General features: G+C 62.8%; 15 protein-coding genes. 9 read left to right on the top strand and 6 right to left on the bottom strand.

What is annotated here, in order from left to right:
* The first annotated feature begins 88 nt into the window (after window positions 1-88).
* The 3 genes from AB8B31_RS03195 (at window position 89) to dxs (ending at window position 4,128) form a co-directional block, all read left to right on the top strand.
* Complete coding sequence (locus AB8B31_RS03195; protein WP_018245055.1) at window positions 89-856, top strand: SDR family NAD(P)-dependent oxidoreductase; 768 nt, start codon at window positions 89-91, stop codon at window positions 854-856.
* 209 nt (window positions 857-1,065) lie between these two features.
* Window positions 1,066-1,989: a pirin family protein gene (locus AB8B31_RS03190; RefSeq protein WP_018245054.1), complete on the top strand. Its 924-nt coding sequence runs from the start codon at window positions 1,066-1,068 to the stop codon at window positions 1,987-1,989.
* 222 nt (window positions 1,990-2,211) lie between these two features.
* Complete coding sequence (dxs, locus tag AB8B31_RS03185) at window positions 2,212-4,128, top strand: 1-deoxy-D-xylulose-5-phosphate synthase (RefSeq protein ID WP_018245053.1); 1,917 nt, start codon at window positions 2,212-2,214, stop codon at window positions 4,126-4,128.
* A 262-nt stretch (window positions 4,129-4,390) separates the two neighbouring features.
* On the opposite strand, the gene AB8B31_RS03180 is transcribed toward dxs, so the two are convergent.
* Both AB8B31_RS03180 and AB8B31_RS03175 read right to left on the bottom strand, forming a co-directional pair.
* Window positions 4,391-6,328, bottom strand: a complete 1,938-nt coding sequence (locus tag AB8B31_RS03180; RefSeq protein WP_018449328.1) for a methyl-accepting chemotaxis protein — start codon at window positions 6,326-6,328, stop codon at window positions 4,391-4,393.
* Between the two features lie 219 nt (window positions 6,329-6,547).
* On the bottom strand, window positions 6,548-7,549 hold the full coding sequence (locus tag AB8B31_RS03175; protein ID WP_018245051.1) for a DUF4424 domain-containing protein: 1,002 nt from the start codon (window positions 7,547-7,549) through the stop codon (window positions 6,548-6,550).
* Between the two features lie 93 nt (window positions 7,550-7,642).
* Here AB8B31_RS03175 and AB8B31_RS03170 point away from each other — a divergent pair, with 93 nt between their 5' ends.
* Genes AB8B31_RS03170 through AB8B31_RS03160 form a run of 3 tightly spaced genes read left to right on the top strand, consistent with a single transcriptional unit; the run spans window position 7,643 to window position 10,688 of the window.
* Window positions 7,643-8,428, top strand: a complete 786-nt coding sequence (locus tag AB8B31_RS03170) for a TlyA family RNA methyltransferase (protein ID WP_018245050.1) — start codon at window positions 7,643-7,645, stop codon at window positions 8,426-8,428.
* Window positions 8,425-9,675 carry a class I SAM-dependent RNA methyltransferase gene (locus AB8B31_RS03165; protein WP_018245049.1) on the top strand — a complete coding sequence of 417 codons (1,251 nt, stop codon included), beginning with the start codon at window positions 8,425-8,427 and terminating at the stop codon, window positions 9,673-9,675. The genes AB8B31_RS03170 and AB8B31_RS03165 overlap by 4 nt, the downstream gene beginning before the upstream one ends.
* Window positions 9,676-9,677: 2 nt before the next feature.
* Window positions 9,678-10,688 carry an MBL fold metallo-hydrolase gene (locus tag AB8B31_RS03160; protein ID WP_018245048.1) on the top strand — a complete coding sequence of 337 codons (1,011 nt, stop codon included), beginning with the start codon at window positions 9,678-9,680 and terminating at the stop codon, window positions 10,686-10,688.
* A gap of 80 nt (window positions 10,689-10,768) precedes the next feature.
* Here the strand turns inward: AB8B31_RS03160 and AB8B31_RS03155 are convergent, their stop codons facing one another.
* Together AB8B31_RS03155 and AB8B31_RS03150 are read right to left on the bottom strand one after the other, a co-directional pair.
* Complete coding sequence (locus AB8B31_RS03155; protein ID WP_018245047.1) at window positions 10,769-11,524, bottom strand: crotonase/enoyl-CoA hydratase family protein; 756 nt, start codon at window positions 11,522-11,524, stop codon at window positions 10,769-10,771.
* A gap of 9 nt (window positions 11,525-11,533) precedes the next feature.
* A complete protein-coding gene (locus AB8B31_RS03150) occupies window positions 11,534-13,312 on the bottom strand; it encodes an acyl-CoA dehydrogenase (RefSeq protein ID WP_018245046.1) in 1,779 nt (592 codons plus the stop codon).
* 208 nt (window positions 13,313-13,520) lie between these two features.
* Here AB8B31_RS03150 and AB8B31_RS03145 point away from each other — a divergent pair, with 208 nt between their 5' ends.
* Window positions 13,521-14,516 (top strand): transporter, encoded by a 996-nt coding sequence (locus tag AB8B31_RS03145; RefSeq protein ID WP_003556974.1) that lies wholly within the window; start codon window positions 13,521-13,523, stop codon window positions 14,514-14,516.
* A 93-nt stretch (window positions 14,517-14,609) separates the two neighbouring features.
* Here the strand turns inward: AB8B31_RS03145 and AB8B31_RS03140 are convergent, their stop codons facing one another.
* A complete protein-coding gene (locus tag AB8B31_RS03140) occupies window positions 14,610-15,095 on the bottom strand; it encodes a BA14K family protein (RefSeq protein ID WP_018245044.1) in 486 nt (161 codons plus the stop codon).
* 145 nt (window positions 15,096-15,240) lie between these two features.
* Window positions 15,241-16,485, bottom strand: coding sequence for an aromatic ring-hydroxylating oxygenase subunit alpha (locus AB8B31_RS03135; RefSeq protein ID WP_026188639.1), 1,245 nt, complete (start codon window positions 16,483-16,485; stop codon window positions 15,241-15,243).
* A gap of 418 nt (window positions 16,486-16,903) precedes the next feature.
* Here AB8B31_RS03135 and AB8B31_RS03130 point away from each other — a divergent pair, with 418 nt between their 5' ends.
* Entirely contained in the window at window positions 16,904-17,512 is a 609-nt protein-coding gene (locus AB8B31_RS03130; protein ID WP_018245042.1) for a DUF6656 family protein, read from the top strand.
* 109 nt (window positions 17,513-17,621) lie between these two features.
* Entirely contained in the window at window positions 17,622-18,596 is a 975-nt protein-coding gene (locus AB8B31_RS03125) for an L-threonylcarbamoyladenylate synthase (protein WP_439007349.1), read from the top strand.
* Window positions 18,597-18,629 lie beyond the last annotated feature (33 nt).

The raw sequence follows: 18,629 nt of genomic DNA, 5'->3' as shown, positions 1-18,629 counted from the left end.
GCACAGCAAAACCCCCTTTCGAAGGCGCTTGGCTATCGGCTTCAGACCGATCTATGATCCCCATCCAAAACGATGAGGGGACGAGGAAATGACAGACAGGTTGAAGGGCAAGGTCGCCATTATCTCGGGCGGCGCGACCGGCATGGGCGGTGCCGCCTCGAAGCTTTTTGCGGCGGAAGGCGCGCGCGTTGCGATCATCGATCGCAATGGCCAAGCAGCAGCCGAGACCGTCCAAGCCATCCGTGATGCCGGCGGCGAGGCCGAATACTGGACGGCCGACGTCTCGGACGAAGCAGCCGTCATTGCCGCCGTCGCCGGTGTCGAAGAACGTTACGGCGCAGTGACCGTGCTTTTCAACCATGCCGGCACCATCGTCATCAAACCTTTCCTGGAAACGACGCTTCAGGAATGGGATTGGCTGCACGCCGTCAATGTGCGCTCGATGTTTCTGATGACCAAGGCCGTGCTGCCGAAGATGATTGAGAGCGGCGGCGGATCGATCGTCTGCACCTCGTCGATCTCGGCGGTCGCCGCCACGCCGATGGAAGTGCTTTACGACACGACCAAGGGTGCCGTGCATATGTTTGCCCGCGCCATCGCGGTGGAATTCCGTGACCGCAACATCCGCTGCAATGCCGTTTGCCCGGGCTTCATCCGCACGCCGCATGGCCTGCGCGAGGTGGCCGATCTGCAGGCGCTCGGCGTCGACGTTTCGGATGCCGCCATTGCCGCGCAGCAGGGGCGGATCGGCGAGCCCGAAGACGTCGCGCGGGCTGCCCTTTATCTCGCCAGCGATGAGTCGAGTTTCGTCAACGGCGCCCATCTCTTCGTCGATAATGGCTTCACCGCAATCTGAGCCATCCGTGCGGCGCGCTTCAAAGTTAGGGCGTCCTTGGCACGTCCCGTTGGACGTGCGGCGCGCTAATTGCTATCCCTGGTCGATGCGCGACTGCCTCATTCCTTAAATCGACATCGATTTAAGGACAAATTATGCAGCAATTCAAAACTATAGCATCCTTTGCGCGTCTGAAAGACGCGCGGCACTGTAGTGATCGGAGATCCCTGATGTCCTTCTTTCCCGGTAAAGATCCTCTGCCCGGCGATGCCTTCGCCTGCGACGCGATCGAGAACCTGATCATCCCGCGCACCAGCGATATCGGCGGTTTTCAGGTGCGCCGCGCGCTTCCCAGTCGGCAGCGACGGCTGGTCGGGCCGTTCATCTTCTTCGACCGCATGGGGCCGGCGATCCTGAAGCCGGACGAGGCGCTTGACGTCAAGCCGCATCCGCATATCGGGCTGTCGACGGTCACCTATCTGTTCGACGGCGAGATCCGCCATCGCGACAGCCTCGGCACCGAAAAGGTCATCCGTCCCGGCGATATCAACCTGATGACGGCCGGCCGCGGCATCGTGCATTCCGAGCGCACCCCGGACAATCTGCGCGGCCATCCGCTGCTGATGTCGGGGCTGCAGACCTGGCTGGCGCTGCCCAACGACAAAGAGGAAATCGATCCCTCCTTCGCCCATACGGAAAAGTCCGCCATGCCGCTGATCGAGACGGCAGGCGTGCGCGGGCGTGTGGTCATCGGCTCGTTCGAAGGCATGACATCGCCCGTCGGTGTTTTCTCCGACACGCTCTATGTCGATCTCGACCTGCAGCCGGGCGCCAAATTTCCCTTCGGCGCGGGCCACGAGGAGCGCGCCGTCTATGTGCTGTCGGGCGAGGTCGTCATATCAGGCGACCGTTTCGCTGCCGACCAGCTGCTGGTCTTCCGGCCGGGTGATGCGATCACGCTGGAAGCCGGCCGCGATGGCTGTCACCTGATGCTCTTCGGAGGGGCAGCGCTCAATTCGAAACGTTATATCTGGTGGAATTTCGTGTCCTCCTCGAAGGAGCGGATCGAACAGGCCAAGGAGGAATGGCGCACCGGCCGGTTCGATATCGTTCCCGGTGACGAAGAGGAATTCGTGCCTTTGCCGGAAGGCTGAACGACACGAAATGAACGAAATAGACCAGGATATCCGCCTAAAACCGCTCACACTTTCCGGCACCATGCTTTAATAGTGGGAGCATGATGTTGCCCGAAAACCGCTCACACTTTTCGGCATCATGCTCTAAGGTGAAAAGCTTCGGTTCCTGAAATGCACTTGTTTTGCCGCAATCTAATCGAATAAAGCGGAACAAGGAAAAGCAAGAAAGAGCGCCCGCCCGTGACACAACTGCCGAAGACCCCCCTGCTCGACCAGGTCATCTATCCCGCCGACCTGCGCAAGCTCGAGGATCGCGACCTGCCGCAGCTTGCCCGCGAAGTCCGGGACGAAATGATCGATGCGGTGTCGCGCACCGGCGGCCATCTGGGCGCCGGTCTCGGCGTCGTCGAATTGACGATCGCCATCCACAGCGTCTTCGACACACCTGATGATCGGCTGATCTTCGATGTCGGCCATCAATGTTATCCGCACAAGATTCTCACCGGCCGGCGTGACCGCATCCGAACGCTGCGCCAGGAAGACGGGCTGTCCGGCTTCACCCGCCGGGCGGAGAGCGAATACGATCCGTTCGGCGCCGCGCATTCCTCGACCTCGATCTCCGCCGGCCTCGGCATGGCGATTGCCGCCGACCTCGACAAATCAGACCGCCGCGTCATCGCCGTCATCGGCGACGGGGCGATGTCGGCCGGCATGGCCTATGAGGCACTGAACAATGCCGGCGCCCTCGACGCCCGCCTTATCGTCATCCTCAACGACAACGATATGTCGATCGCGCCGCCGACGGGCGCAATGAGCGCCTATCTTGCCCGTCTCGCTTCGGGGCGCACCTATATGGGCTTCCGTGACTTCGGCAAGAAGCTGACGGCCTATCTCGGCAAGAACATCGACCGGGCGATCACCCGCGCCGTCGAGCATGCGCGCGGCTACGTCACCGGCGGCACGATGTTCGAGGAGATGGGCTTCTACCATATCGGCCCGATCGACGGGCATTCCTTCGACCACCTGCTGCCTGTGTTGCGCAACGTGCGCGACAATGGTCGCGGACCGGTGCTGATCCATGTCGTCACCCAGAAGGGCAAGGGCTATCCGCCGGCGGAAGCCGCGGCCGACAAATATCACGGCGTCAACAAGTTCGACGTCATCACCGGCGCCCAGGCAAGGGTCAAGCCGAATGCGCCGAGCTATACCAGCGTCTTTGCCGAAGCGCTGGTGCAGGAAGCCGCTCTCGACGATAAGATCGTCGGCATCACCGCCGCCATGCCTAATGGTACCGGCCTCGACAAGCTCGCCGAGGCCTTTCCGTCGCGCTGTTTCGACGTCGGTATTGCCGAACAGCATGCCGTCACTTTCGCCGCCGGCCTTGCGGCGGAAGGCTACAAGCCGTTCGCCGCCCTCTATTCCACCTTCCTGCAGCGCGCCTACGATCAGGTCGTGCATGACGTGGCGATCCAGGGACTGCCGGTGCGTTTCCCGATCGACCGTGCCGGCTTCGTCGGCGCCGACGGGCCGACCCATGCCGGCTCCTTCGACACCGCCTTTCTCACCACCCTGCCTGGCTTCGTGGTGATGGCGGCGGCCGACGAGGCCGAACTCAAGCATATGGTGCGCACGGCTGTCGCCTATGATGGCGGGCCGATCTCGTTCCGCTATCCGCGCGGCGAAGGTGTCGGCGTCGACATGCCGGCGCGCGGCGAAATCCTGCAGATCGGCAAGGGCCGCATCGTCAAGGAAGGCACCAAGGTGGCGCTGCTCTCCTTCGGCACCCGGCTTGCCGATTGTCTGCTGGCCGCCGAGGATCTCGATGCTGCGGGGCTTTCGACGACGGTCGCCGATGCACGTTTCGCCAAGCCGCTCGACCACGACCTGATCCGCCAGCTTGCCCGCCACCACGAGATGGTGATCACCGTCGAGGAAGGCTCGATCGGCGGTTTCAGCAGCCATGTGATGCATTTCCTTGCCACCGAAGGCCTGCTCGACAACGGCCTGAAGCTGCGCTCGCTCGTCATGCCCGACATCTGGATGGAACAGGCCAAGCCCGAAGCCATGAACGCCCACGCCGGCCTCGACCGCGCCGGCATCGTCTCGACGGTGTTCAGGGCGCTGGGACGCGGTGTTGCGGTTGGGGTTGCGGGATAAGATTATGTGAGGGCTTGCCGTGTGAGGGCCCCTCATCCGCCTGCCGGCACCTTCTCCCCGTAAACGGGGCGAAGGGGACCTGTCGCGGCCCTCTCCGTTCCCCACCAACCTCTCGCAGGGCACGTCCCCTCGCCCCGCGAGCGGGGAGAGGGTTAGGGTGAGGGGCAGCCACTTGCTCCCACTTATGCCGTTCCGCCCAATAAAAAAGGGCGGCGCATCATTGCACCGCCCTCTTCATTTAACGTCCCTGCGAAGGGCCCTCTCAGAACTCCGTCCATTCCTCCTGAACGGTAGCCGTAGCGGCTGCCTGTCTTCCGCCGAAGGCCTTGGCGACGGTGCGGGTCAGGGCGTGGGCCGGTGAGGCGACCGGCCGCGAGCTCGTACCGACGACGGCAGCGCGCGGCGCCGGGGCCGCCTGGCCGAGCTTGAACTGGCGCAGCAATTCGTCGAGGGCGTTTGCCTCCTGGGCGAGCGCATGGCTGGCCGCGGTCTGCTCCTCGACCATGGCCGCGTTCTGCTGCGTGCCCTGGTCCATGTTGTTGACGGCGGTGTTGATCTCCTGCAGGCCGATCGACTGTTCGCGGGTGGCGGTGACGATGGCGTTGACGTGGTGGTTGATCTCCTGCACCTCGGAGACGATGACCTCCAGCGCCTTGCCGGTCTCGCCGACGAGGCCGACACCGGCAACGACCTGTTCGCCCGATGTGGTGATCAGCGCCTTGATCTCCTTGGCCGCCTTGGCCGAGCGCTGGGCGAGCTCGCGCACTTCCTGGGCTACGACGGCAAAACCCTTACCGGCATCGCCGGCACGCGCCGCTTCGACGCCTGCGTTCAGCGCCAGCAGGTTGGTCTGGAAGGCGATGTCATCGATGACGCCGATAATGTTGGAGATTTCGCCCGAGGACTTCTCGATCTGCTGCATGGCGGAGACCGCCTTGCGGACGACCTCGCCTGATTTCTCGGCGCCGAGGCGGGTGCGCTCGACGAGATTGCCGACATCCTCGGCGCGCTTGGCGCTGTCGCGGACGGTCGTCGTCACTTCTTCGAGCGCTGCGGCGGTCTGTTCGACGGCGGCAGCCTGCTGCTCGGTGCGGTGGGCAAGATCGTCGGCGGCCGAGCGGATTTCGCCGGCGCCGGCATTGATCGCCGAAGCGTTACGGCCGACCGATTGCAGCGCCGCCTGCAGCTTTTCGACGGCATGGTTGAAGTCATTGCGCAGGCTGTCATATTGCGAGGCGAACGGCGTCTGGATACGGCCGGCCATATCGCCATTGGCAAGCTCGGCAAGGCCGCCCGCCAAGGCGTCGATGGCATAGCGGATCTCGCCTTCCTCGCGCGCCTTCTGCTCGTCGCCTGCCCGGCGCTGGCGCTCGGCGTCGTCGCGCATGCGGTCGGTCTCGCCGGCAAGGCGCAGCTTCTCGATCGCCGCCTGCTTGAAGACCAAGACCGACTGGGCCATGCGGCCAATTTCGTCGCCGCGCTCGACAGCCGGGACTTCGATGTCGTTCTGACCGCCGGCAAGGCGATCCATGGCCGCAGTCATGCCGACCACCGGCCGGACGATGGTGCGCGACATCAGCCAGGCGAGAACGGCGGCCGCAAGCGAGGCGAGGATGCCGCCGGCAAGCAGCGTCGTCTTCAGATCGCTGTTGGCATCGGCCCGGATGGCGGCAAGCGCGTTCGACTTTTCACGCGCGGTGGCCTTGATCTTGGCAGAGGCTTGGCGGAACCCGTCGAGCTGGCCCTTGGTGGCGTTGACGCCGATCTTGACGACCTCTTCGATCGGCATGTCGGTTTCCTTGCGCGCCTTGGTCTGCGGCTCGGCGAGTTCATGGAAATAGAGGTCGGCGGCCTTCTGCATGCCGTCGATCATCTCGACCAGCTGCGGCTCGCCCGTCGCCGTCTGCTTGGCGGCGGCAATCGCTTTCAACATGCGCTCGCGGTTGGCGAAGACATCGCCATAGGTGCTGTCGCTGCGGAAGAGGATGAAGCCGCGCAGGTTGACCGCTTGCTCGAGCATTGCCTGCAGCGCATCGTCGATCTGGTTGACGAGCAGCTCGGACTTTTCCTGCTCGGCAGAAGCGGCCGCGGACGCCGTCGCCTTGGAATAAACGAAAGCTGATATGGCGACGAAAATAAGAATGAGGGCTGCGAACGTGGCCGCAAGTTTACCGTTCAAGGATATGTTTTTGGCGGACATCGGTGATTTCTCCTGACGACAGTCGACGCGGCGAGAGGCAGGTCGCGCGAGACGCAACCGCCGGGATGTTTGAACCTGAGAACATGATCGGCGTGGAAACGCTTGCGCCCTCATGGCGCCGAGCAGTTCAGATGAACCGCTGCAATCACGCCGAACCTATATGGGCAGGCTTTAAATTTGTTTAAATTTGTGCACCGCAACAGCGGCAGAGCCTGCGGATTATTGTGCCGTTTCGGGAGGATTGAGGATCAGGATGTCGAAATCCCTAGTGGGATCGAAATCCTCTGATGTCATCCGGAAGGTCGTCGGGCCGATCTTCTGAACGTTGCTGCCGCAGAAGCTGATGAGGCTGCCGGGCTTGCCCTTGTCGATCGTCAGCTGAAAGCGCTTGATCGGCCCCGCCCAGTTGGCGCCGGTCGACAGCACATAGGAGATCCAGCTTTCGGTATAGTTGGCGCCTCCCGCCTCGGCTTCCCGAGCACGCTGCTGGGCAACCCGGACGAAATCTCCGTCGAGGCAATATTTGCGCGAATATTCCTCGAAACGATCACCCTTCGGCTCGCCACCTTCGAGAAAGCTGATGGCGACGGTGCCGCCGACGGCCGGCTTGTAGCGATGCTCGACGCTGACCTTCTTCTTTGCCGGGAAGGTGGTACGCCACCAATAGGTCGAGCGCAGCGTCCAGAGCGGCACGAGGTCGACCCCGGCGGCGGCATCGCCTGCGCCCATGGGATAGACGACGCCGCGGGAGATCCAGTCCTTGCGGACGGTTTCGGGAAGCTTGGCAAGTGCCTCGGTCGTCTTCTGGCTATAGGGCAGGACGGGAATGCCCAACTTGGCGAATTCGTCGGTCACGTCGATGCCGAGCGAAACGACGCGTTGCTGCAGCTTGGCGGTAATCGGCCTGCCATCCTGCACGGTGGAGAAATGCAGGAAATTGTCGCTGTCGTAATCGGAGATGGCGGAATTGTTGTCGACCTGGCCTGATATGTCAGGCATCGGAAAGGCGACCAGGCTTTCGACATCCTTGTCGGAGCTATTCTCGAAGATATAGTCGACACGCACTTCCGAAGCGGAGATGAAGAGATCCTCTTCCGCCATGCTGACATCATCGGATTGGGCAAAGATCAGCCCGCCGGTCTTGACCTCGGCCATGGTGTCGTTCGCGAGCGCGGGCGATGCGATGACTGCCGCGACAATCAGAGTGAAGAGCTTCAGCATGGAACACCCCCGTGTCTGCGGCCCGCCCCGCGATCGCCGCGGCAGGATTATCGCCGAAAGCTTTTGAGGGTCAATGACGGTCTTGGGAACAAAATGCTTGCAACCGGCGGCTTTGCCGGTCATGCACAGCCGATGTCAGATCAAAACACCCAACGCCTCGACCAGCTTCTCGTCTCCCTCGGCCTCTTTGCCAGCCGTTCACGCGCCCGCGACGCCGTGCAGCGCGGCACCGTCAGGATCGGCGGCCAGGTGGTCACCAAGGCCGGCGCGCTGTTTAACGCAGACGCGGCAATCGAGATCGACGATCCGGCGCAGGATTATGTCTCGCGCGCCGCACTGAAGCTTGCCGCAGCACTTGACCATTTCCGGCTCGATCCTGCCGGCCATCACTGTCTCGATGTCGGTGCCTCCACCGGCGGCTTTACCGAGGTGCTGCTGCTGCGCGGTGCCCAGCATGTCACCGCGATCGATGTCGGCCATGGGCAGATGCATCCGCGCATATCAGGCGATCCGCGGGTGACGAACAGGGAAGGCCTCAATGCCCGCAACATGACGGCAGAGGATATCGGCCATCCCGCCACCTTCATCGTTTCCGACGTCTCCTTCATCACGCTGAAGCTGGCGCTCGCGCCGGCTCTTGAGATCGCCGAACCGGGCGCTGTCGCCATCTTGCTGGTCAAGCCGCAGTTCGAGGCCGGCCGCGAGGCGATCGGCAAGGGTGGGATGCTGAAGGACCCCTCGTCTGCTCCCGCCGTCGCTGCAGAACTGGAGCGCTGGTTCATCGAGGACATGGGCTGGAAAAGCCTCGGCCTCATCCCCTCTCCGATTTCCGGCGGCGACGGCAATCAGGAATTTCTTCTGGCAGGATTGAAACCGTGAGCACCGAAACCGTCACGATCGAGAAGCTCGGCGCCCAGGGCGACGGCATCGCCAGCAGCGCCGGCGGACCTGTCTATGTGCCCTTTTCCCTGCCCGGGGAAACGGTGGCGATTGCCCGGGTCAAGAGCCAGGGCACGATCATGTCGATCACAACGCCCTCGCCCGACCGGCAGGAGCCGCCCTGCCGGCATTTCGGCCCTGATGGCGTCAACGGCACCTGCGGCGGCTGCACGCTGCAGCATATGGCGGATACGCCCTACCGCGCCTTCAAGCGCCAGCTGGTCATCGACGCGCTGAAATCGAAGGGGCTGACACCCGAGGTCGGCGAGATCGTTCCGGCCCGGCCGGGCGAACGCCGGCGCGTGGTGTTTGCGGCGCGCAAGACCGAGAAGGACATGCTTGTTGGATTCAACCAGGCCGAAAGCCACCATATCGTCGCCATCGAGGAATGTCCGATCTCGTCGGCAGGGATCATCGCCCGGCTGCCGGCGATCAGGGCGATTGCGGCTTCGCTGGCGACCAGCGCCGAACCCTTCCGCGTCGCGGTGCTCGAAACGCTTTCCGGCCTCGACATCTCCGTCGACGAGGTGAAGAAACTCTCCGACCCGCAGCGGCGCAAGGCAATCGAGACCGCGCTTGGCCTGCGCGGCATCGCCCGTGTTTCGCTGAACGGCGAAATCCTCGTCGAGCCGTCGAAGCCGATGGTCGAATTCGGCGGCGTCCAGGTTTCGCCGCCGCCGGGCAGTTTCACCCAGGCGACCAAGCCGGCGGAAGAGGCGATGGCGGAGCTGGTCATTGCCCATGCCGGTAAGGCGAAGCGGATCGCCGATCTCTTTGCCGGCTCCGGCACGTTTTCACTGCGGCTGGCGCGGATCGGCCGCGTGCACGCCGTCGAAGCCGAAGCAAAGGCGCTCGCCGCACTCGATCATGCCGCCCGCAACACGCAAGGACTGAAGCCGGTCACCGTCGAAAAGCGCGATCTCTTTCGCCGTCCTTTGATGACGCAGGAGTTCAAGCCCTATGACGCCGTCGTCTTCGATCCGCCGCGCGCCGGTGCCGAGTTCCAGTGCCAGGAGCTTGCCCGTTCGGCGGTGAAGAAGATCGTGGCCGTCAGCTGCAATCCGCTGACGCTGGCGCGGGACCTCGCGATCCTCGTCGAGGGCGGCTACCGGATCACGCAAGTGACGCCGATCGACCAGTTCCTCTGGACCTCGCATGTCGAGGTGGTGGCGACGCTGGAGAAATAGGCGTGCCTGTCGGAAAGACCAAAAGACGCAACCCCTACTATCACGGCCCGGTGTCCGATCACTTCGACGGCACACATTTCTTCAATCCCGATGGTATCGAGCCCCTTGGTTTCCGCGATCTGCTGCGGTGGCAATTCGGCGGTGGCCGTGAGCGCTGGCCGCAGTCGGTCCCAAGTCCATACCCGGCGGCCAAGCCGGATCCATGCGTCGACGGCGAGGATCTAAGGGTGACCATGGTTGGTCATGCAACAATGCTCGTGCAGGTCGCTGGGCTCAATATCCTCACCGACCCGGTGTGGTCGGAGCGCGTGAGTCCCTTCGCTTTTGCCGGACCCAAGCGCGTCGTCCAACCAGGCATCGCGTTCGATGATTTGCCGCCAATTGATCTCGTGCTGGTGTCGCACAATCATTATGATCATCTCGATATCGCAACGCTCAGGCGGTTGGGTGCGAAGCATCGGCCGCGTGTCGTGACGCCACTCGGCAATGACACGATCATTCGCCGTGCCGTGCCCGATATACGGACGACATCGATGGACTGGGGCGAGCGGATTTCGCACGCCGGAATAAGCATTGATGCGGAGCCTGCACACCATTGGTCCGCGCGCGGAACCGCCGATCGCCGGATGGCACTCTGGGCGTCGTTCGTTTTGTCGACTCCAGCCGGAAAAATTTATCACGTCGGAGATACGGGCTTTCACCACGGCATCAATTACCAAGCGGCACAGCAGAAGCATGGCGGCTTTCGTTTGGCCATTTTACCCTTCGGCGCATATGAGCCGCGCTGGTTCATGAAAGGGCAGCACCAGAATCCGCAGGAAGCGGTGATCGGGATGAAGTTGGCAAATGCTGCCTATGTGGCCGGGCATCACTTCGCCACGTTCCAACTGACGAATGAAGCGGTCGACGCGCCGGCAAGAGCGTTGCAAGACGCAATGAGCGAGCATGATATTCCCCCGGAGCGGTTCCGGCCGCTCAGGGCCGGCGAGGTATTCAATGTGCCGGCGGTCTAATCGGTATCCGTTTGCTCCCGGACTGGTGTTGGTGTCGGCCTGCTTGCCATAGATACTTCGGAAACGACCGAGATCGCCGCTCAGCGGCGCATGAAGGCTTCGAAGGCCGCCCGGGCCTCGGCGCTTTTCAGCCGCGCGGAGAAATGGCGGGCCTCCTCGTCGATGCGGGCGATGATCTCGCCGCGGTTGCCGCGAATGAGGTCACGGGCGATGCGCAACGCCTCCGGCGGCTTGGCGGCGAGCTTTGCGGCGAGGCCAAGCGTCAGTGAATCGACCTCGCCACTTTCAACGACCTTCCAGACCAGGCCGGCTTCCTTCGCCTCGTCCGCAGAGAATGCTTCGCCGGCGGCAAGCATGGCGAAGGCGCGCTGATGTCCCATCAGGCGCGGCGCGACGAGGCTGGAACCTGCCTCCGGCACCAGCGCCAGATCGACGAAGGGTGTGCGGAACTGGCTGCGGCTGGAGGCGATGGTCAGGTCGCAATGGAGATGGATCGTCGTGCCGATGCCGACCGCCAGACCGTCGACGCCGGAGACGACGGGTTTTTCGGCATTCACCAGCGCATAGAGGAAATCGAGGATCTCCTGCTCCAGGCCGCGGCCGCCCATTGCGGCAGCCAGAAAATCGTTCAGGTCGTTGCCGGCCGAGAAGCAGCCTTCGGTGCCGAGGAAAGCGGTGGCGCGGATGTCGGGGCTTGTGTTGGCCGCATTCAGCGCATCGGCCATCGTCCGATACATGGCGCGGGTGATGGCGTTCTTCTTTTCCGGCCGATTGAAGCGGATGGACTGGACGCCGGGATAGGCGGAAGGCTGCTCGACGATGATGTAATCGGTCATAAGGTCTCCTCAGGCTAGCAGGATGCGGGCGGCGGCAAGGCTTGCCGCGCCATTGACCACCCGGTCGCGAAGGGCTGCGGTTTCGGCGAGCAGGTTTTCGGCGGCGAAGCGGCAGAGCGCGATACGGTTTTCGGCCGCGCCATCGGCACTTTCGGCAAGTCCGCCCTTGGCGAGGTAACAGCCGGTGAGCACGAGGCCGAACAGCCGCTGATAGGGCGTGGCACCCGAGAGCGCCTCGGCGGTGCTGTTCTCGGCAAGCGTCTTCATCAGCCAGGCGGTCGCCTGCTCGAGATCGGCGATCGCAGCGTCGAGCCTCGCAGCGGTTTCGCCGAAACCGTCGAGATTGGAGCGGCGGACGCCATCGGCGATCTCTCTGAGCTCGGCGATGAAGCCCTTCACCTGATCGCCGCCGGAGAGCGGCAGCTTGCGGGTGACGAGGTCGATCGCCTGGATACCATTGGTGCCCTCATAGATCGGGGCGATGCGGGCATCGCGGAGATAACGCGCCGCACCCGTCTCCTCGATGAAGCCCATGCCACCATGCACCTGAATACCGAGCGAGGCGACGTCGACGCCGGCATCGGTCGAAAAGGATTTGGCGATCGGCGTCAGCAAAGCGGCGCGCTCCTGCCATTGGCGGCTGGCGTCACCTGCCCGATGCGACATGTCGATCGCATGGGCGCACGCATATGAGATGGCGCGCGCCCCTTGAGTCAGCGCCTTCATGGTGAGGAGCATGCGGGCGACATCGGGATGTTCGACGATCGGGCTCATGCCGGCGCCGCTTGCGCCCGGCGCCCTGCCCTGGGTGCGTTCCCTGGCATAGGCGAGCGCCTTCTGGGTGGCGGCTTCCGCGATCGCCACGCCCTGCATGCCGACGGCAAGGCGGGCATTGTTCATCATCGTGAACATGCAGGCCAGCCCCTTGTTCTCCTCGCCGACCAGCCATCCCACGGCACCCTTTTCACCGCCGAATTTTCCGTCGCCGTAGATCATCGTGCAGGTCGGCGAACCATGGATGCCGAGCTTGTGCTCCAGCGAGTGGCAGAACAGATCGTTGCGGGGCCCAAGCGAACCGTCGTCGTTCACCAGGAATTTCGGCACCAGGAACAGCGAGATGCCGCGGGTGCCGGCCGGTGCATCCGGCAGGCGGGCAAGCACCAGATGGATGATATTGTCGGCCGCGTCATGCTCGCCCCAGGTGATGAAGATTTTCTGGCCGAAGAGACGGTAGCTGCCGTCATCGCGGCGCTCGGCGCGAGCCTTCAGCACGCCGAGATCGGAGCCGGCATGCGGCTCGGTCAGGTTCATGGTGCCGGTCCATTCACCGGAGACCATCTTTTCCAGATATTTGTCTTTCAGCGCGGCACTGCCATGGGTGCTGACCGCTTCGATGGCGCCCATCGTCAGCGTCGGGGCAAGCGCGAAGGCCATGGAGCCGGAATTCCACATTTCAAGCGCCGCGACATTCAGCATATGCGGCAAGGCCTGGCCGCCGAAGGCCTCCGGCGCCGTCAGGCCGTTCCAGCCGCCGGCGATCCAGTGGCGATAGAGATCGCGCCAGCCATCCGGCAGCCTGACCTCGCCATCGATCAGGCGGGCGCCCTGGCGGTCGCCGATTTCGGCGAGAGGCGCCACTTCTTCTGTGGCAAAACGTCCCGCTTCGGCGAGGATCGCATCGACCAGATCTTCGCCGAGATCGCCGAGCAGCCCTCTTGAAATCGCCTCGTCCATGCCCGCTACGTGCTTCAATGTGAACGCGATTTCCTCGACGGGCGCCTTGTACATGGTTTTTCCTCCGCAGACCGGCCTGCACTTGGGCAAGCCCCTCCGAGGCAAGGGCTAATTGATTTTTACGTAAACGTCAATTTCGATTTCCTCGGCCGCCATGCGATAAATCGCCTGACAGGGCGCTTTGCTCTTGCACCTTTGGATAAATGGACGTCATGAACAATCTCTAAGGGAAGACATCGCCTTCGCAAAGGACCGGCGAACAATGGATACATTGCCCGTCAACATACCCGGTTTCGTCTGGGCCTATCGCTTTTCGCCCGAAGAAAAGACCGCGGTGCGACTGAACAATAGTGCGACGGTAGCGGAACTGACCGCCGACAACTGTTTCTACTGGCTGCACCTCAACCTTGTCGACGCTCGCGTGCCGGCCTTGCTCGATACGCTGGACGGACTGACAGAGGACGCGAAATCGGCGCTGACGACGCGCGATACACATGCGGCCATCACCGTCGACGAGCAGATGCTCTATGGGACGCTCGTCGATTGCCAGCGCGATTTTGCCCAGGATACCAACAATCTCGGCTGGCTGCATTTCGCGATGTCCGACCGCTTCCTCATCACCACGAGGCTGCAGCCGCTACGCAGCGTCGAACGGGCTCGGGCGCTGATCGAGAAAAACCCGGGCAAATTCTCCCGACCGGTCGATCTCTTCGAACTGCTGGTGATCGAGTTCCAGCGCACGCTGATCGCGATCGTCATCGAACTCACCGAAGAGCTGAACCAGATCGAGGATATCGTCTACGACAGTGCGCAGCGCGACGAGCGCCGGCGCCTGGCGCCGGTCCGGCGCACCGTGGTCAGGCTGCATCGGCACCTGCGCACCGTACTGGCGCTGATGCGCCGGGCGGCGGCGGCCGACGACGACGAGATGCCCTTCGGCTTCGACGATGTGGCGCGGCGGCTGACGAGCCGGCTGGAAACGGTCGACCACGATATCTATGCGCTGCAGGACCGGGCACGCCTGCTGCACGAAGAAATCGATTCGAAACAATCCTCCGAAACCAACCGCCACCTCTATCTGCTGTCGATCATGACGGCCTTCCTGCTGCCGCCGACGCTGGTGACGGGTTTCTTCGGCATGAACACGGCAAACCTGCCCTTCGCCGTCGGCGACTACGGCACCGAATACGCCGTCGCCCTCATCGTCGCCTCCATCGCCTTTGCCTGGTGGCTGCTGCGGCGTGTGGATATTCTTTGAACGCGAAACGCCCGGCATGACTGCCGGGCGCCTGGTTCTTATCTTAGCTCGATATCACGACATGCCAAAACCGCTACGCGGTTTGGGGTGACGTCAGTAGGGCGAATAGCACTGCTGACGCGGGCCGTTATAGGGCTGGAAGGTGTTGTCGTAGGCGCGATAGGACCGGTAGCGGTTTGCGCACCATGCGACGTGGCTCGAACCCATGCGGGGCGCAGGGTCGACGTAACGCGGCTGCGCGACAATCGCGCCGCCGATCACTGCGCCGGCGCCGAAGGCGGCAAGCGGATACCAGTAGCCGTTATAATGGCGATAGCCCGGGCGGTAATAGGAATATCCGCGATAGCCGCCATAATAGCCGGGCCGGTAGTAGGCGCCGGGACGATAGCCAGGCCGGTAATAGGCGCCCGGACGATAGCCGGGGCGATAATAACGGCGGTACTGGACATTCTCAACTGCGGAGGATTTTTCCACCTGCGGGGCGGTGGGCATCTGGATTGCCTGCGACGGCGCAAAGCCCGTCAGGACCACGGCGGCAGCCAGCACTGCGGTCGCGATCTTGTTTCTCAGCCCGATCATTGCTTCAACTCCCATACAACAGCGATCACCGCCTGCCTAGCAACGCCTTTTCGCCTGAATGGTTCCAAAAGCAGCCGGGGCCGGCTACTCTCCCTTTTAGGTCAGCTGAACTGAACCGGACATTAACCGGTGCGGCAAAGCGCTATCAGGCAACGACGGAGAACTTCGCCTGGTCACCCTGCAGGCGGTTCACCATGAAGTTCGAATACCATTCGAGGAACTGCATGACGCCGCCCTCGTGCAAGGCGGAATAGGGGCCGGGCTCATAGGCGGGTGAGTGAATGCCGAAGGCGTTTTCCTCGACGATGCGGCGATCCTGATCGTTGGTCTCGGTCCAGACGTGGGTCAGTTCCTCGAGATTGTAATCCACGCCTTCGACGGCATCCTTGTGGACGAGCCACTTGGTCGTCACCGCCGTCTCGTTGGCGCTGAGCGGCAGCACGCGGAAGGAGATGGCGTGGTCACCAAGCAGATGGTTCCACGTCGTCGGGTAGTGGAAGAGCAACATGGTGCCGATATGGCTGATCGAGATATCGTCGGAGAGCTGACGCTGGACAGCGCGCTTGCCCGACATGGTGTAGCTCTCGGCATCTTCGATCAGCGGCATGCGGGCGGTGCGGAACTGACCGTCCGGCGAAATCTGGAACTTGCTCGGCAGGCCGGCAGCCTCGCAGCGCGCCCAATGGCCGGCGATCTCAGGATCGTCGGCGCCGCCATCCGTGCCGGTGACACTCGGGGCTTCGGGATAGGTGCGGCAGAGTTCGGGGTGATTGGCGGCGCAGTGATAACACTCGCGGTTGTTTTCCCAGACAAGCTTCCAGTTGCCCTTCTCGATGATCGTGCTCTGGAAGGCGACCTTGCTCTCACTGATCCGGTGCGGCGCGACATAGGGTTCGATCTTGTCGCGCACCGGCTGGAAATCCGGGGCGGTATTGGCAAGGCAGATGAAGACATAGCCTGCGACGGTTTCGCAATGGACGGGTTTCAGGTTGAAGCCGGTCTTGTCGAAATCATCGCCCATGTGGCGGGCAAAGGCGAGCTTGCCTTCGAGATCATAGGTCCACTGATGGTAGGGGCAGACAAGACGCACGGAGGAGCCGTGCTCCTTGGTGCAGACGCGTGAGCCGCGATGGCGACAGCTGTTGTGGAAGGCGCGGATGATATTGTCGCGGCCGCGGACGACGACGACGGGATAGTTGCCGATCTGGACGGTGAAATAGGCGCCCGGCTTCGGCAGCTCGCAATCATGGCCGATGAACAGCCAGTCGCGATAATAGATCATCTCCATGTCGAGCTGGAAATAATCCTCGTCGATATAGAACGGCTGTTCGAGGCTGAAGCCCTCACGGCGGCTCTTGAGCTGACGCAAAACGTTGCTGCGAATATCCATCTTCATGTCCTCGTGCATCCGGTTGCCACCCTCGCGTGGGAAGGCCGGCGGAAGCGCGCCCGCTTCCTTCTCCTTCGGGAGAATTGTTCATGGCGCCATTTAATCACCGAGCATGGCTGCCGCTTGGTTGTAATGCGACATCGGCTTCGACATTGACGACAGGATGCAGCAAGCCACAGGCTGCCCATCCCGGTCGATGACATTGCCCGACTCTCCCGGCAATTATCGTCAATTGCGACATGGCGTAAAGACCCGTTGCGCAAAGAGGTCGGCTGCCTGGTATCGAGGTCAGTCGCGTTTGCGACATCTCCCGGCATTTGCCTTTCAGCCGGCCGGCTGCCATGGCGATTTTTTAACATCGCCTTAAGCATACCGCCCTATCCTGCTGCTGATTCAGACCGACCGAAGAACGCGAACCATGGCCAAACTCCGTTATTTCGACGCGAAAGAAGCAAGTAAACTGCAAGAGCCGCAGCTGATTGCCGCGCATTCCGAATTTTTGCGCACTGGTCGCATCCCCCGCGAGCGGCGGCACTGGCTGGCCGAGGAAAAACGGTATTTCACCCATGATGAGGTCGCGGCAAAGACCGGCCGCAAGCTGCAAGTTGCCGGCGAAAAGACCCATCAGCACATCAACGGCTTTCACCACTCGATCCAGTTTCCGAAGATGATCTTCCACCGGACGCTGGAGGACAGCCCACATCTCGGTTACTGCCACGTCACCGCCGCGCGGACGAAATTCGCCCATTACGAAGAGGTAAGCTGGGCCTTCTACATCTCCAATTTCTATTCCGACATCGGCGAGAACGATAATTTCTTCGAGCGCATCGATGTCGGTTATTCCCGCATGTATTTCGCCGTCGCGATCAAACCCGGCGAGAACTCCGCGGAAAAGATGACCATCGACCGCTCGGTGCGCGGCAACGGCCTGCTCTTCCGCACCCATGATCCGCAGGCTGCGATCCGCAACATCCTCTTGCTCGGCGCCCGCAACGAACAGCTGCGCGAAATCATCCGGCAGCTCTAAAGCGATTGATCGCCGGCGGCGGAAAGCCTAATGACTGCCGACCTACAGCGCCGTGCGTCTTTCCAGACGCGCAAAGGACGCTGTGGCACTTTGGATTGCTGGGCAGAACATGGCACGCACGATCGACATAAGGACCGACAGGCAAGCAGCGCTCGAGGCGGCCTCAGCCGCTCTTGCCGACGGCTTTGCCATCGCCATCCCGACTGAGACCGTCTACGGCCTTGCGGCCGACGCCACCAATCCCGCAGCCATCACCCACATCTACGAGACAAAGGGACGGCCGCGCTTCAATCCGCTGATCTGCCATATGGCCGACCTCGCCATGGCCGAAGAGCATGCCGAATTCGACCCGGTCTCGCGGGCGCTCGCCAGAGCCTTCTGGCCCGGCCCGCTGACCCTCGTGCTGCCGCTGAAGCCTCAGAGTTCGATCCATTCGCTGGCGACCGCCGGACTCGACAGCGTCGGCATCCGTGTGCCGAAGGGTTTCGCGGGCGCGTTGATCGGCGCCTTCGGACGGCCGCTCGCAGCCCCCAGCGCCAACACCTCGGGCGGGGTAAGCGCCACGAGTGCCGCCCATGTCGAAGCCGATCTCGGGGCCAGGATCCCATTGATCCTCGATGCGGGTCCAAGCGCTGTCGGCGTCGAATCGACGATCGTCAAGGCAGAGGGCGGCCGCCTGAGGCTGCTTCGGCCGGGTGGACTGGCGGCGCGCGAGATCGAGCGCATCGCAGGCCAACCGCTGCTGCGGGCGAAAACGGCATCGGCGGCAATCGAGGCGCCAGGCATGCTCGCCTCGCATTACGCGCCGGGCGCTTCCGTGCGCCTCAATGCGACGGCGGTGGAACCGGGCGAGGCACTGATTGCCTTCGGCAGCGCTGCGGTCTCCGGCGCAAACAGTGCACGGATCGTGCTTGATCTCAGCCCGCGCGGCGACCTGGCAGAGGCGGCGGCCAATCTCTTCGACTACATGAAGCGGGCCGATGCCAGCGGCGCTCAGAGCATCGCCTTTTCGCCGATTCCCGAAGAGGGGCTGGGCGAAGCGATCAACGACCGGCTGCAGCGGGCGGCGGCACCCCGCGACTGAAAAGACTGCGCATGACGATGGAGGACCGAGTCC

The sequence above is a fragment of the Rhizobium sp. 62_C5_N11_2 genome (assembly GCF_051811185.1).
GTDB classification, from domain to species: domain Bacteria; phylum Pseudomonadota; class Alphaproteobacteria; order Rhizobiales; family Rhizobiaceae; genus Rhizobium; species Rhizobium leguminosarum.
This window is presented reverse-complemented; position numbering and strand designations above follow the sequence as displayed.